12 protein-coding genes and 1 pseudogene are annotated in these 13774 nt (G+C 67.2%); 9 read left to right on the top strand and 4 right to left on the bottom strand.

The window, feature by feature from the left end; all coding sequences use genetic code 11:
• Positions 1 to 264 (bottom strand): annotated as a pseudogene (locus ACP7AG_RS14970) (helix-turn-helix domain-containing protein); the annotation flags it as partial.
• 183 nt (positions 265 to 447) lie between these two features.
• Between ACP7AG_RS14970 and spmX the strand changes: the two are divergent.
• Positions 448 to 1722, top strand: a complete 1275-nt coding sequence (gene spmX / locus ACP7AG_RS14965; RefSeq protein WP_426031767.1) for a lysozyme-family localization factor SpmX — start codon at positions 448 to 450, stop codon at positions 1720 to 1722.
• Between the two features lie 80 nt (positions 1723 to 1802).
• The gene (locus ACP7AG_RS14960; RefSeq protein ID WP_426031765.1) at positions 1803 to 2957 is read left to right on the top strand and encodes an acyl-CoA dehydrogenase family protein; all 1155 of its coding nucleotides are present in this window, start codon (positions 1803 to 1805) and stop codon (positions 2955 to 2957) included.
• A 386-nt stretch (positions 2958 to 3343) separates the two neighbouring features.
• Here the strand turns inward: ACP7AG_RS14960 and ACP7AG_RS14955 are convergent, their stop codons facing one another.
• The gene (locus ACP7AG_RS14955; RefSeq protein ID WP_426031763.1) at positions 3344 to 3469 is read right to left on the bottom strand and encodes a hypothetical protein; all 126 of its coding nucleotides are present in this window, start codon (positions 3467 to 3469) and stop codon (positions 3344 to 3346) included.
• Between the two features lie 139 nt (positions 3470 to 3608).
• Here ACP7AG_RS14955 and ACP7AG_RS14950 point away from each other — a divergent pair, with 139 nt between their 5' ends.
• Positions 3609 to 4385 carry a methyltransferase domain-containing protein gene (locus ACP7AG_RS14950; RefSeq protein WP_426031761.1) on the top strand — a complete coding sequence of 259 codons (777 nt, stop codon included), beginning with the start codon at positions 3609 to 3611 and terminating at the stop codon, positions 4383 to 4385.
• Here ACP7AG_RS14950 and ACP7AG_RS14945 read toward each other — a convergent pair.
• On the bottom strand, positions 4379 to 6124 hold the full coding sequence (locus ACP7AG_RS14945; RefSeq protein ID WP_426031769.1) for a patatin-like phospholipase family protein: 1746 nt from the start codon (positions 6122 to 6124) through the stop codon (positions 4379 to 4381). The two genes, ACP7AG_RS14950 and ACP7AG_RS14945, sit on opposite strands and share 7 nt — an antisense overlap.
• Positions 6125 to 6236: 112 nt before the next feature.
• On the opposite strand from ACP7AG_RS14945, the gene ACP7AG_RS14940 reads away from it, so the two are divergent.
• The 4 genes from ACP7AG_RS14940 (at position 6237) to ACP7AG_RS14925 (ending at position 11220) form a co-directional block, all read left to right on the top strand.
• Positions 6237 to 7844, top strand: a complete 1608-nt coding sequence (locus ACP7AG_RS14940) for a carboxyl transferase domain-containing protein (protein ID WP_426031759.1) — start codon at positions 6237 to 6239, stop codon at positions 7842 to 7844.
• Positions 7845 to 7867: 23 nt separating this feature from the next.
• A complete protein-coding gene (locus ACP7AG_RS14935) occupies positions 7868 to 8707 on the top strand; it encodes an enoyl-CoA hydratase-related protein (protein WP_426012658.1) in 840 nt (279 codons plus the stop codon).
• Positions 8708 to 8755: 48 nt separating this feature from the next.
• Positions 8756 to 10729 carry a biotin carboxylase N-terminal domain-containing protein gene (locus tag ACP7AG_RS14930; RefSeq protein ID WP_426031757.1) on the top strand — a complete coding sequence of 658 codons (1974 nt, stop codon included), beginning with the start codon at positions 8756 to 8758 and terminating at the stop codon, positions 10727 to 10729.
• An 89-nt stretch (positions 10730 to 10818) separates the two neighbouring features.
• Positions 10819 to 11220 (top strand): DUF1489 family protein, encoded by a 402-nt coding sequence (locus ACP7AG_RS14925; RefSeq protein WP_426031755.1) that lies wholly within the window; start codon positions 10819 to 10821, stop codon positions 11218 to 11220.
• A gap of 139 nt (positions 11221 to 11359) precedes the next feature.
• Here ACP7AG_RS14925 and panC read toward each other — a convergent pair whose 3' ends face one another.
• Positions 11360 to 12220: a pantoate--beta-alanine ligase gene (gene panC, locus ACP7AG_RS14920; RefSeq protein WP_426031754.1), complete on the bottom strand. Its 861-nt coding sequence runs from the start codon at positions 12218 to 12220 to the stop codon at positions 11360 to 11362.
• Between the two features lie 181 nt (positions 12221 to 12401).
• Between panC and ACP7AG_RS14915 the strand changes: the two genes are divergently transcribed.
• Together ACP7AG_RS14915 and ACP7AG_RS14910 are read left to right on the top strand one after the other, a co-directional pair.
• Complete coding sequence (locus tag ACP7AG_RS14915) at positions 12402 to 13238, top strand: division plane positioning ATPase MipZ (protein WP_426012650.1); 837 nt, start codon at positions 12402 to 12404, stop codon at positions 13236 to 13238.
• Positions 13239 to 13266: 28 nt separating this feature from the next.
• Positions 13267 to 13689, top strand: coding sequence for a molecular chaperone DnaJ (locus ACP7AG_RS14910; protein ID WP_426012649.1), 423 nt, complete (start codon positions 13267 to 13269; stop codon positions 13687 to 13689).
• Positions 13690 to 13774 lie beyond the last annotated feature (85 nt).

The following is a 13774-nucleotide window of genomic DNA, read 5'->3' as shown; positions in this document are numbered from 1 at the left end:
CCGTCCGGCCACCTGCTCGGGCGACCAGCCCAGGGCCAGGTGCTCGAGCACCTGGCCCTGGAGGACCTCGTCGCGTTCCAGGCGGCTGCCTCGCCAGCGCCGGGCCTTGCTGAGATCGCTGGCCGGCACGGGTTTGTAGGCGGCCTTGGGCGCGCCATTAGGCTTCAGCTCACGGCAGATGCTCGATGGCGAGCGACCCAGAGCCGCAGCGATTGGTCGGATCGTCTCACCCGCTTCACGACGCCGGGCAAGCTCACACCGCTCCTCAAGCGTAAGTGATCATAGGCTTGTCCCATCGCAACACCTCGGTCAGAGAGTGTTGCACTTCGTTTGTGAACTCAGGGGACCCAAGCGGCAGTGCAGGGATGGCGCTGAAGAACGGCGCCCATCTTGCGCGGAGTCTCTCGAACGCATCCGCGTCTGTCTCAAACTGGGTCATCTCTGGCGATGAAACCGCGTTATCAGGTCTCCCGCGCCGCCGTCGATCTCATCAAGAGGTTCGAGGGTTACCGGATGAAAGCCGCGCAGCTGCCCGACGGGCGCTGGACGCTGGGCTATGGCCACACCCTGACCGCCCGAGCTGGCGCCTCTGTCTCGGAACAGGACGCCGAAGCTCTGCTGCTTTATGACCTGATCACCGTGGCCCATGCGGTGAACGAGAACGTCTACACCCCGCTGAACCAGAACCAGTTCGACGCCCTGGCCTGTTTCGCCTTCAATATCGGCACCGACAACTTCGTCCGTTCGGGCGTGCTGCGTCGGCTTAACGAGGGCGCGCTGTTGCAGGCCGCCGGCGCGATGGAGATGTGGCGCAAGGCCGATTTCGAGGGCGAACGGATCGTCATCGACGCCTTGGTGCGCCGCCGCTCGGCCGAAAAGACGCTGTTCCTGACGCCGACCGACGGCAATTGGGTGGCCGCGCCGAGCTCGGTGCTGCGGCCCAAGGTCGACCATGACGCCGGCGCCCTGATCCCCGCCCAGACTCCCGCCGCGATCACCACCTCCCTGGAGGGCGACCGCGCCGTCGCCTATCGCGAGGACGCTTCGCCCGTCCTGCTGACCAAGGAGTCGGGGCCCAGCGCCAGCGAGCAGGCCGCCGCCGCAGTCGGCGCCCGGCTGGAAGCCATCCTGCCTGACGAGATCGCGGCGATCGCCGCCGCCTTGCCCAGCCAGGACCTGGTTCTGCCCGAGCCGCCCGTGGCCGCCTCTGGCCAGCTGTCGGCCGTGCTCTATCAGAAGCCCGCAGAGCCCCTCCTGGCCGAGCCCGGGCCCGCGCCATTCCAGCTGACATCGGAAGAGCCCACGGCCGAGCCGGTCTTCGCGCCGCCGCCGGAGCCCGAGGCGCCGCTCCCCGAGGCGCCGCTCGTTGCCGAGCCAAACCTGTTCGAGCCCCCCAGGGTGCGCGTCGGCGGCTCGGTGTTCAATCTGGGCGGCTTCTCGACCAGCGCCGAGGTCGACCTCGAACCGCAGGACGTGCCGTTCGCGGAAGCTCAGCCGCACGCCTTTGGCGGGGTTAGCCTGCTGGTCAGCCTGGGCCTGCTCGGCCTGGCGCTGTTTGGCGGTGGTATCCTGTGGAACCTCAGCGTCGGGGCCAATGAGGGCCTGTCGCCCATCAAGATGTTCGGCTGGGCCGCCAGCGTGATCGGCATGATCTGCTTCGCCACCTCGGCCTATCTGCTGATGCGACGCCTGGGCGATCCCGATCTCGAGAACGAAGACTAGACCCTCGATCCCTCGCACCGAGAGCATGAACGCCCGCAGGTCTGCTTGATCTGCGGGCGTTTGTGCTATGTGTTCGCCCCATGACGAACCAAACCTCACCTTCGATGGACTTCGCGCTGGGCGAGACGGCCGACGCGATCCGAGACACCACCGCCCGCTTCGCGGCCGACCACATCGCGCCGATCGCGGCCAGGATCGACCAGACCAACAGCTTCCCACGCGAACTGTGGGTCCCGATGGGCGACCTAGGCTTGCACGGGATCACCGTTGAAGAAGAGTTCGGCGGCCTGGGCCTGGGCTATCTCGAGCACGTGATCGCCATGGAGGAGGTCAGCCGCGCCTCTGCCTCGGTGGGGCTAAGCTACGGCGCCCACTCGAATCTCTGCGTCAACCAGATCCGCCGCTGGGGCACGCCGGAGCAGAAGACGCGCTACCTGCCCAAGCTGATCAGCGGCGAGCATGTCGGCGCGCTGGCCATGAGCGAGGCCGGTTCGGGATCGGACGTGGTGTCGATGAAGTTGAAGGCCGAGTTGGTCGGCGATCGCTACGTGCTGAACGGCACGAAATTCTGGATCACCAACGCCCCGCATGCCGACACCCTGGTGGTCTATGCCAAGACCGCCAATGGACAAGAGGGCTCGCGACGAATCACGGCCTTCCTGATCGAAAAGGACATCAAGGGCTTCAGCGTCAGCAATAAGCTCGACAAGATGGGCATGCGGGGCAGCGACACCGCCGAGTTGGTCTTTGAGGAGTGCGAGGTCCCGGAAGAGAACGTCATGGGCCCGGTGGGCGGCGGCGTCGGCGTGTTGATGAGCGGCCTGGACTACGAGCGAGCCGTGCTTTCGGGCGGGCCTCTAGGCATCATGCAGGCCTGCCTGGACGTGGTGCTGCCCTATGTCCGCGACCGCAAGCAGTTTGGCCAGGCGATCGGCTCGTTCCAGTTGATGCAGGGCAAGGTGGCCGACATGTACGTGGCCCTCAACTCGGCCCGGGCCTATGTCTATGCCGTGGCGCGGGCCTGCGACGCCGGCAAGACCACGCGGTTCGACGCGGCGGGGGCGATCCTGATGGCGTCTGAAAACGCGGTGAAGGTGTCTCTGGAGGCTGTTCAGGCCCTGGGTGGGGCGGGTTACACCAAGGAATGGCCGGTGGAGCGGCTGGTGCGCGACGCCAAGTTTTACCCCCTGGGGGGGGGCACCACCGCTCTCGGGGGGTTCCTTATGGGGTGGTAAGTGGTGGGGGGGTTATGGCGGCGGGGACCGGCCATTGGGCCTGTCCCGTCCGCATCCGGGAATGAAAAAGGGCCGTCCCGATTACTCGAAACAGCCCTCCATCGTCGTAGCCGCATCGCGGCGTGACTCGAACCTTAGGCGTGCAACGCCCTCAGTTGGAAACCTCGTTCTTCAGGCTCCAGGTCACTCGCGACCTCGGTTGGAGACAATGAGACACTGGTCACCTCCTTTCAGATGTTGAACAACACGATACGAATATGGGCGCCGATCGGCCGTCCTGCAAAGGGGGAATATCGCGACAGCGTGTCGGGGGCGGGCCGTGCTCGAAAAGGGTACCCCCGGGTCGCGCAAAGGGGGGAATGCGCGACCCGAGTCTGCGTCACCGATCAGGCGTAGAGGGCTCGCCCGACCAGGATGACGAAGGTCCAAAAACCGGTGTTGAGAACCAGCATGCCCGCGCGCTGAACGTTCAAAGAGGGGGCTTTGGCGGCGAGTGCGACGACGCGGTTCATTTCGGTTTTCCTTCCCGTGGCGCCAGGATCTGCGCCTTAACTGAACATAGGCACGGTCAGGTTCCGGACCTATGCGACAAAAGCGACCATTTGGTGCAAATGAGCGGACCGATTGTCGCAGCTTGACCGTGGAGCGCGGATGCCGACCTGGGACCCCGACGTCTATCAACGCTACAAGGCCTATCGCGATCGTCCGGCCCTGGACCTGATGCTGCAGATACCGCGCGACTTGGATCCGCAGGAGATCTGGGACCTGGGCTGCGGCACGGGCGAGCACGCGACCTTGTTGGCCGCCCGGCATCCTCGGGCCAAGGTGCATGGCCTGGATTCCAGTCCGGAAATGCTGGCGCGCGGCCAGGCGATGCGCGGCGACATCGACTGGGTGCTTGGCGACATCGCCACCTTCGCGCCCGACGTCGCGCCCGACCTGATCTTTACAAACGCCGCCCTGCAATGGCTCGAGGGCCACGAGACGCTGTTCCCACGGCTGATGGGTCTGCTGGCCCCGGGCGGCGTCCTGGCCTGCCAGATCCCGGTGGTGGCCGACGACGGCTGGCGGCGCAGCCTGCGCGAGGTGGCGCGAGACGGGCCGTGGGCGGATCGACTCGGTGCACTGGCGCCGGTGCGGTCCGAGGCCGATCCACGATCCTATCATGACTGGCTGTCGCCGCTCAGCGCTGACCTCGACATCTGGGTGACCACCTATGTCCACGCGCTGGGCGGGGAAGACCCCCTCATCGATTGGACGTCGGGGACCAGCCTCAAGCCCTATCTGGACTCCCTGAGCGATCCGGCCGAGCGCGCGGCGTTCCTGGCGACTTGGCGCGCGCGGCTGGCGGTCGACTATCCGCGCCGCGACGACGGCGTGACCCTGTTCCCGTTCCCTCGACTGTTCATCATCGCCCAGCGCTACTGACCGGCGCGGGCCAAGTCGGCGAGGCTGGGGCGGCTGCGCAGTTCGGTGACCGGCTTGGCCAGGCTGTCCAGGACCATGGCGGCGGCGGTCTTGCCGGCCGTTACCGCAGGCTCGAAGGCCCGCCAGTCGCGGATGTCGATCTTGTCGAGCTTCGGGGTGATCAGCACGTCGGACGCCTCGCGGCTGGCGGTCAGGTCGCGGCCGGTCGAGACCGTGGCGGCCCGCATCAGCAGGGCGACGATCGGCGGCCCCTTGCGCCACTCGCCCGACCAGAACCAGGTCCACAGCGAGGTCGGGAGATCGACGTCCTCGGCGGTGATGCTGCGGCCCCGCGTGACGTCGACCCCGACAATGGGACCCAGATGGAAGGCCCGCATCACGTCGGCCGGGAAGTTCTTCATCACCGCCCCGTCGACCAGCACCGAATTGCCCATGGCCACCGGCGGAAGCACGCCGGGGAGGGAGATCGAGGCGCGCAGGGCGTCCTGCAGCACGCCTTGGCGGTGCAGGTGGTAGGAGCCCGAGGTCAGGTTCGACGAGACGCAAAAGAACGGCAGCCACAGGTCGGCGATCTCGATCACGTCGAAATGCTCCCCCAGCCGCGCCTTGACCTTCAGGCCGCGGGTCATGGCCACCAGCGGGAAGGCGATGTCGTCCAGCGGGCTGGTCTCGACGAAGGCCTTGCGGATGCGGGTCTCCATCTCGCCGTCGTCCCAGCCCATGGCCAGGCCGGCGGCGACCACGGCCCCCATCGACGCGCCGCCGACGAAGTCGATCGGAACGCCGCGCTCGCGCAGAGCCTGGATGGCGCCGATATGGGCATAGGCGCGGGCGCCGCCGCCGGACAGCACCAGGCCCACCGACTGGCCGGTCAGCACCCGCGCTAGGCGCTGCACGTCGGCCATGCCGTTCTCGCGCAGATGGAACAGTCGCGCGGCCTGGGTGGCGTCGAGCCACTCCGCCGAGCCCTTGGGGTGGGTCACGCTGGCCGGCTGAAGCAGGATCAGGTCGACCAGCCGCTGGTCCTGCAGCGGGCCGGAAGCGTAGGAGGGGATCACCGGCGGCGGGGCGCGATCGCCCTGGCCGACGCGGAACAGGCGGTCCACCTGCCGGCCCACCACATGCTTCCAGGCGGTCTCGTGGGCCTCGGCCACGTACAGCACGAAGTCGTGCCGGCGCTCGACGCTGCTGAACCACTCGGTCGGGGCCAGCAAGGATTCGGCGCCTTCGACGGTGACCGAATAGCCCAGGGTCTCGACGGCGTGGGCGATGCGGTCGATGATCGGTCGGATCAGCTTGCCCGGCTCCACTGCGATGAAGCCATAGACCGACGGATCGCCGATCGAGGCGTGGGCGCCGGCGTTGCGGGCCCGGCGGATCATCAGCCGCGACAGCTCGATCATCACCTCGGGGTCGCGCTCAACCGCCTCGAAGAAAGCGGCGCGGGGCAGGGCCAGGATCTCCGAATCGCGCAGGGCGACCAGGTTGGCCGAGTGGGGCGCGCCGGCGATCATCGACATCTCGCCGGCCGGTTCGCCAGGCCGGATCACCCCCAGGAACTGGGTCTCCTGACCTTCCTCGCGCCGAAACGCGCCAAGCCGGCCGGTGCGCACGAAGTAGAGATAGTCCGCCGCCTCGCCAGGCGCGTACAGTGTCGCGCCGCCTGGAAGGGAGAACCAAGCGGCGTCGCCTTCGCGATGTTCTTGCGCGAAGAGCCGGGCGAGGGCCGTATCGGCCATGAAGTCGGGCAGGGTGACCACGGTAGGACGCTAACTTGAACCGCGGAACTTGACCATCGAAGGTCAAAAACTGCGGCTTTCAGTGGGAAACGGAAAAGGCTATGCCTCGCTAATGCCGAAGATGAACACGGGTATCGACAAAAACGGCGCGTTGTTCGCCAAAAACGCCGCGCACAACCGTGACCTCGTTCAGACCCTGCGCGCAAGGGTCGCGGTCGCGGCTCTGGGCGGTCCGGAAAGTGCACGGACGCGGCACACGGCGCGCGGCAAGCTGCTGCCGCGCCAGCGTGTCGAGCGGCTTCTGGACCCCGGCTCGCCGTTCCTGGAGATCGGCCAATTGGCGGCCTGCGACCTCTATAATGGCGAGGCCCCCGGGGCCGGCATCATCACCGGCATCGGCCGGGTGTCGGGTCGCGAGGTGATGATCGTCGCCAATGACGCCACCGTGAAGGGCGGCGCCTATTTCCCGATGACCGTGAAGAAGCACCTGCGCGCCCAGGAAATCGCGGCCCAAAACCGCCTGCCATGTGTCTATCTGGTCGACAGCGGCGGCGCGAACCTGCCCCACCAGGCCGAGGTGTTTCCCGATCGCGATCACTTCGGCCGCATCTTCTTCAACCAGGCCCGGATGAGCGCCCAGGGCATCGCCCAGATCGCCTGCGTCATGGGCTCGTGCACGGCCGGCGGCGCCTATGTGCCGGCCATGAGCGACGAGACGGTGATCGTTCGGGGCCAAGGCACCATCTTCCTGGCCGGCCCGCCGCTGGTGAAGGCCGCCACGGGCGAGATCATCAGCGCCGAGGAACTGGGCGGGGCCGACACCCACGGCCGTCGGTCGGGCGTGGTGGACCATGTGGCCAATGACGACGAGCACGCGCTGGAGATCGTCCGTTCGATCGTCGCCAACCTCAATAACACCAAGCGCGTCGAGACCGAGATCCACGACGCCAAGCCGCCGCTGCATGACCCGGCCGAGCTTTACGGTGTCGTCCCGACCGACGTTCGCGCGCCCTACGATGTGCGCGAAGTGATCGCCCGCGTCGTCGACGGCAGCGCGTTCGACGAGTTCAAGGCGCTGTACGGTACGACCCTGGTCTGCGGCTTCGCCCGGATCTGGGGCATGCCGGTGGCGATCCTGGCCAATAACGGCGTGCTGTTCAGTGAGAGCGCCGTCAAGGGCGCGCACTTCATCGAGCTGGCCTGCAAGCGCAAGATCCCGCTGGTGTTCCTGCAGAACATCTCGGGCTTCATGGTCGGCGGCAAGTACGAGGCCGGCGGCATCGCCAAGGACGGCGCCAAGCTGGTCACGGCGGTGGCCTGCGCCGAAGTGCCCAAGTTCACCGTCCTGATCGGCGGGTCCTTCGGAGCGGGAAATTACGGCATGTGTGGTCGGGCCTACAGCCCGCGCTTCCTGTTCACCTGGCCCAACAGCCGCATCTCGGTGATGGGCGGCGAGCAGGCCGCCAGCGTCCTTTCCACGATCAGGCGCGACGGAATGGAGGCCAAGGGCGAGACCTGGGCGGCCGAGGACGAGGAAGCCTTCAAGGCGCCGATCCGCGCCCGCTACGAGGAAGAGGGCGATCCCTACCACGCCACCGCCCGCCTGTGGGACGACGGCATCATCGACCCGGCCCAGACCCGCGACGTGCTGGGCCTGGCGATCAGCGCCAGCCTCAACGCCCCGATCCCCGACACCACGTTCGGCGTCTTCCGGATGTAACGCCCTGCCCGAAAGGTGAAGTCATGACCAATCCTATCGCCGATCCGATCGTCGAGGTTCTCGACACCGACACCATGAGCCCGCTGGTCCATCTGGACTCGACGGCGGGCGGGGCGGTGACCGTCTGGATCAATCGGCCGGCCAAGAAGAACGCCTTTGACGCGGCGACGATCGCCGCCCTGCGCGAGGCCTTCGAGACCCTTCACGGCGCCGAGGGGGTGCGGATCGTCTTCCTGCGCGGCGTGGGGGGAGCGTTCAGCGCCGGGGCCGACCTGGAATGGATGCGCGCCGCCGCGGAGTGGAGCGAGGACGACAACCGGGCCGACGCGCTGGAACTGGCGCACATGCTCAAGGCCCTGCACGACATCCCGGCCCTGACCGTGGCCCTGGTCGAGGGGCCTGCGTTCGGCGGCGGCGCGGGCTTGGTCGCCGCTTGCGATCACGCCCTGGCCACGGCCGACGCCCGCTTCGCCTTTTCCGAGGTCAAGTTGGGCCTGACCCCGGCCACCATCAGTCCCTATGTGATCGCCGCCCTGGGTCCGCGCACCGCCAAGCTGCTGTTCGCCACCGGCCGGGTATTCGACGCCGACGCCGCGTGGAGCTACGGTCTGGTCGACGAAGTGTTCGATGACGCCGCCGGATTGGAAGCCGCCCAGGAGGCCCTGATCGAAGAGGTCGCCGCCTGCGCGCCCGGCGCGATCGCCGACGCCAAGGCGCTGGTCAACGACCTTGTCGGCCAAAAGATCGACCGGGGCCTGATCGACGAGACGGCAAAACGCATCGCGCGGAGGCGTGTGTCCGACGAAGGTCAAGAAGGCGTGCGCGCGTTTCTGGAACGCCGTAAGCCCTCCTGGACCATCTAGTCCGAAACTTGTTCGACCCCTCCCTGGCGCAGATCTAGGATTTCACCGTTGATCTCTTCCGTTCTGATCGCCAACCGCGGCGAGATCGCCCGCCGCATCATCCGCACCGCCCGCGAGCTGGGCGTGCGGACCATCGCGGTCTATTCGGAAGCCGACGCCGAGGCGCCATTCGTAATGGAGGCCGACATGGCGATCCTGATCGGCCCAGCGCCGGCGCGAGAAAGCTATCTGGTCCCCGAAAAGATCCTGGCCGCCGCCCGGCAATCCGACGCCGAGGCCATCCACCCCGGCTATGGCTTCCTCTCCGAGAACGCCGACTTCGCCCAGGCGGTGATCGACGCGGGCCTGATCTGGATCGGCCCGCCGCCTAGCGCCATCCGCGCCATGGGCCTGAAGGACGCCGCCAAGAAGGTGATGATCGCGGCGGGCGTGCCGACCACGCCCGGCTATCTGGGCGAGGACCAGTCCGCCCCGCGTTTGGCGGAAGAGGCGGCCAAGATTGGCTTCCCGGTGCTGATCAAGGCCGTCGCCGGCGGGGGCGGCAAGGGCATGCGCAAGGTCGAACGCGCCGAGGACTTCGTCGCCCTGTTGGCCTCATGCCAACGCGAGGCGTCGGCCAGCTTCGGCGACGACCGTGTGTTACTGGAGAAATACGTCACCCGGCCCCGTCACATCGAGGTGCAGGTGTTCGGCGACAGCCACGGCAATGTCGTCCACCTGTTCGAGCGCGATTGTTCGCTGCAGCGCCGCCACCAGAAGGTCATCGAGGAGGCCCCGGCCCCCGGCATGGACGAGGCCACCCGCGCCGCCGTCTGCAACGCGGCGGTCAAGGCGGCCCAGGCCGTCGGCTATGTGGGAGCCGGCACGGTGGAGTTCATCGCCGACGCCTCGGATGGCCTGCGCGCCGACCGCATCTGGTTCATGGAGATGAACACCCGGCTCCAGGTCGAGCACCCGGTCACCGAGATGGTCACCGGTCAGGACCTGGTGGAATGGCAGCTTCTGGTAGCCTCGGGCGAGCCATTGCCGCTGGAGCAGCACGAGATCGTGCTCGACGGCTGGGCCATGGAGGCCCGCCTCTATGCCGAAAACCCGGCCACGGGCTTCTTACCCTCGACCGGTCCGCTGATCCATTTCCGCTTGCCGGAGGGTGACGTGCGGGTCGACAGCGCTGTGGAGGAGGGCGGCGAGGTAACGCCGTTCTACGACCCGATGATCGCCAAGCTGATCGCCCATGGTGTCGATCGCGAGGACGCCGCGGCGCGCCTGGCCGAGGCCTGCCGGCTGGTCGAGGTCTATCCGGTCAAGACCAACGCCGCCTTCCTGGCCAAGTGCGCCAGCCATCCCGACTTCATCGCGGGCGACGTCGATACCGGCTTCATCGAGGCCCGGCTGGAGGAACTGACGGCGCGAAACTTCTCCGACGCGCCGACCCTGGCGGCGATCGGCCAACGGCTGGAGGCCTTCATGGAGGCCGACACGCCCAAGGCCGACGTCTGGAACGGAGGGCCGTCGCGCCTATCGGGCTTTCGTATGAACGCGCCTCGGGCGGCCATGGACCTGCCGATGTCGGTGGACGGCAAGGTCGTGCCGCTGCGGGTGGCCCTCGCTGGTGGTGCGGGCGACGACTGGTCGTGGGACATCACGGTCGAGGACGGCCGGCCGCTCGACGACGTCGACGTTCTGCCTTCGGCGTTCGGCGATGACCCGCTCTATGTCTTTGAAGGCGGCGACGTTCGTGAGTTCGACTTCACGCCGAAGGTCGGGGCGGCTCACGTTTCGGCCTCGGACGGCGCGATCCTGTCGCCGATGCCGGGCAAGATCGTCTCGGTGGACGTCGAGGCCGGGCAGACGGTCACCAAGGGCCAGACCCTGCTGACCCTCGAGGCCATGAAGATGGAGCACGCCCTGGCCGCCCCGTTCGACGGGGTGGTGGCCGAACTGTCAGCCATCGCCGGCGGCCAGGTCAGCGAGGGCGTGGTGCTGGCGCGACTGGAGCCCGCGCTGGCCGTAGCGTCCTAGGAACAGACGAGGACATGCCCATGGGCATGTCCTCCATCGCATCCACGTCGGCTCTTTCCTCGGCGCGGCGCGCGCCCTAAGTACCCGCCATGCCTCTGCACATTATCAAGCTGGTCGTCGGTTGCGACACCATCGACGACCTCGTCGCCTGGCACGCCGACGCCGCCAGGCCCTGGATCATGCAAACCCGCATGACGCCCAAGCGGGTCGACGAGGTGCTGGAGGGCGGTTCGCTGTACCGGGTGATCAAGGGCCAGATCCTGTGCCGCCAGACGATCCTGGCCATCGACACGATCGGCGAAGGCCCGGCCTCGCGCTGCGAGGTCACCGTCGATCGCAACCTCGTGCGCGTCGCCCCGACCCCGCGACGGCCGTTCCAGGGCTGGCGCTACCTGCAGCACGCCGACATCCCGCCGGACCTGACTGAGGGCGAGGCAGCCGAGATGCCAGCCGACCTGGCGCGACAACTGCGCGAACTGGGCGCCTGGTAATTTTCAACCGCTCATCCCGGCGAATGCCGGGACCCAGATGGAATGGCTGAGAAGCGGGTTCTAAAAGCACTGCGCTCTTCCCGTCAACCCGAGCGCCTTGAGATCTGGGTCCCGGCATTCGCCGGGATGAGCGGATATTTTATATGCCCATGTTGTCAATCAGCCGGGTCTTGCCTAACCAGGCGGCGACCAGGATGCGGCCCTGGGCGTCGCCGATCGGGCCGGGACCCAGGCGCGACAGACCGCTGGCCTCACGGACGTCAAAATAGTCGATCTGGCGGAAGCCGGCGTTGATCAGCGCGGTCTTGCCAACGGCCTCGGCGTCGTCGATCCGGCCGCCGGCGGCGACAGCCTCGGCGGCGGCCTTGAGGGCGGTGGGAAGGGTGACGGCGGCGGCGCGTTCCTCGGGGCTGAGATAGGCGTTGCGCGAGGAGAGGGCCAGGCCGTCCGCAGCCCGCGCGGTCGGGGCGCCGATGATTTCGACGGGCAGGTCCAGGTCGCGCACCACCCGCTTGATGACCTGGAGTTGTTGGTAGTCCTTTTCGCCGAACAGGGCGATGTCGGCTTGGCTCTGGATCAGCAGCTTGGCGACGACCGTAGCCACGCCGCCGAAGAACTGAGGCCTCGCAGCGCCTTCAAGGGGTTCGGAGACGCCCGTCAGGTTGATCGTTGTCGAGAAGCCTGGGGCGTACATCTCGTCGACGCCGGGCGCAAACAGCAGGTCGCAGCCAGCGGCGGCCAGCAGTTCGGCGTCGCGAGCCTCGCCGCGCGGGTACGAGTCGAAGTCTTCGTGCGGCGCGAATTGCTTGGGATTGACGAAGACGCTGGCCACGGTCCGCTGGGCGTGTTGCTGGCCCAGCCTGATCAGCGACAAGTGGCCGTCATGAAGCGCACCCATGGTCGGGATCAGCGCCACGCGATCTCCGGCCGTCTTCCAGCCCCGCACCTCGGCACGAAGGTCGGCGACGGTGCGGACGATTTTCGGGGCCGGATCAGACACGGCGAACTCCTGGACGAACAGGCGTTGGCTTATGAAGGACAGGGCCTCAAGCGTCCACCTGCGACAATGGGTCCACAGGGAAGCGGGCCGTGGATTGACGTCCAACCCTCTCAGGGCGTCTCTTGCATGTTAATCTTTCGCTAAGAGTCGCCGAGTCGGGCGGAAAGAAGGACAGACAGCCATGGCCGAGCCGCGCGTCATCGTCGTCGGCAACGAGAAGGGCGGGGCGGGCAAGTCCACGATCGCCGTGCATCTGGCCACTGCCTTGCTGTATGGCGGCGCCAAGGTGGCGTTGATGGACCTGGACCTGCGCCAGTGCTCGACGATGCGGTTTTTCGAAAATCGCCAGGCCTGGGTCGCCGCCAATGGCGTGACCCTGCCCATGCCCATCCAGCAACGCCTGAGCGAGGATGACATCGCCCTGGCGGCCGGCCCGGAAACCGATCAGGTCGAGAAGTTCGAGGCCGCCTTCGTCGCCGCGCGCGACGCCGCCGACTTCGTGCTGATCGACACCCCAGGCGGCGACACCGCCATATCGCGCATGGCCCACGGCCTGGCCGACCTGATCGTCACCCCGATGAACGACAGTTTCGTCGATTTCGACATGCTGGGTCACATCGATCCGGTGACCATGGAACTGCAAAAGCCCAGCCTCTATTCGCTGACGGTGTGGGAAGCTCGCAAGGCTCGCGCCCTGTCGGGTCAGCGCCAGGCGCTGGACTGGGTGGTGCTGCGCAACCGCCTGGCCACCACCGAGGCTCGCAACCGCAAGCGCGTCGAGGATCGCCTGACCGCGCTCTCAAAGCGCGTCGGCTTCCGCATGGGTCCGGGTCTGCGCGACCGGGTGATCTATCGCGAACTGTTTCCGTTCGGCCTGACCATCGCCGACCTGTCGCCCCAGGTGCGTCCGGTGCCGGTGTCGTTGCAGCATCTGGCCGCGCGCCAGGAATTGCGGGCCCTGATGCATTCCCTTGGCCTGTCGGCCTTTTCCGGGGAAACTCTGCTCGCCGCCCAGTAAGTCGGGGCGGCGTCGGGACAGACGCTGAATGTTCTATCTGCTGCTAGGCGGCCTGCTGTTGCTGTTCATCCTGTCGGGTCGCGCCTCGCGCCTCTTGAAGGGGGATGGTTGGCGCGTGGGGGCAGGGGCCTTGGCCATCGTCTCATTCGCCGGCGCGGGTTATGCCGGCGTCCGCCAGGCCTGGGAAGTCTGCATCGTCCTTCTGGTGATCGGCATCTGGACGGCGACCACAGCCAGGCAGCGACCGATCATCCGCAAGGTCGTCGCGAAATCGGATGTCAGCCTGAGCGAGGCGCGCTCGATCCTCGGCGTAGGACCCCAGGCGTCCAAGGCGGAGGTCCAGGCGGCATATGCCCGCCTGATGCGCTTGGCCCATCCGGACAAGGGCGGCACGGCGGGTCTCGCCGCCCAGCTCAACGCCGCGCGAGATCGGTTGCTTGGCGGAAAATAGTCCGCCCTAGAGCATTTCCCGACCTGACTGCGTCAGGCCGTGAGCTCTAATCTTCTGTTTTGACGCATTTTTCTTCACGCGAACC

Source organism: Caulobacter sp. DWP3-1-3b2 (assembly GCF_049896325.1).
Taxonomy (GTDB): domain Bacteria; phylum Pseudomonadota; class Alphaproteobacteria; order Caulobacterales; family Caulobacteraceae; genus Caulobacter.
The sequence above is the reverse complement of the archived record's forward strand: the minus strand, read 5'-3'. Positions and strand labels throughout refer to the sequence as shown.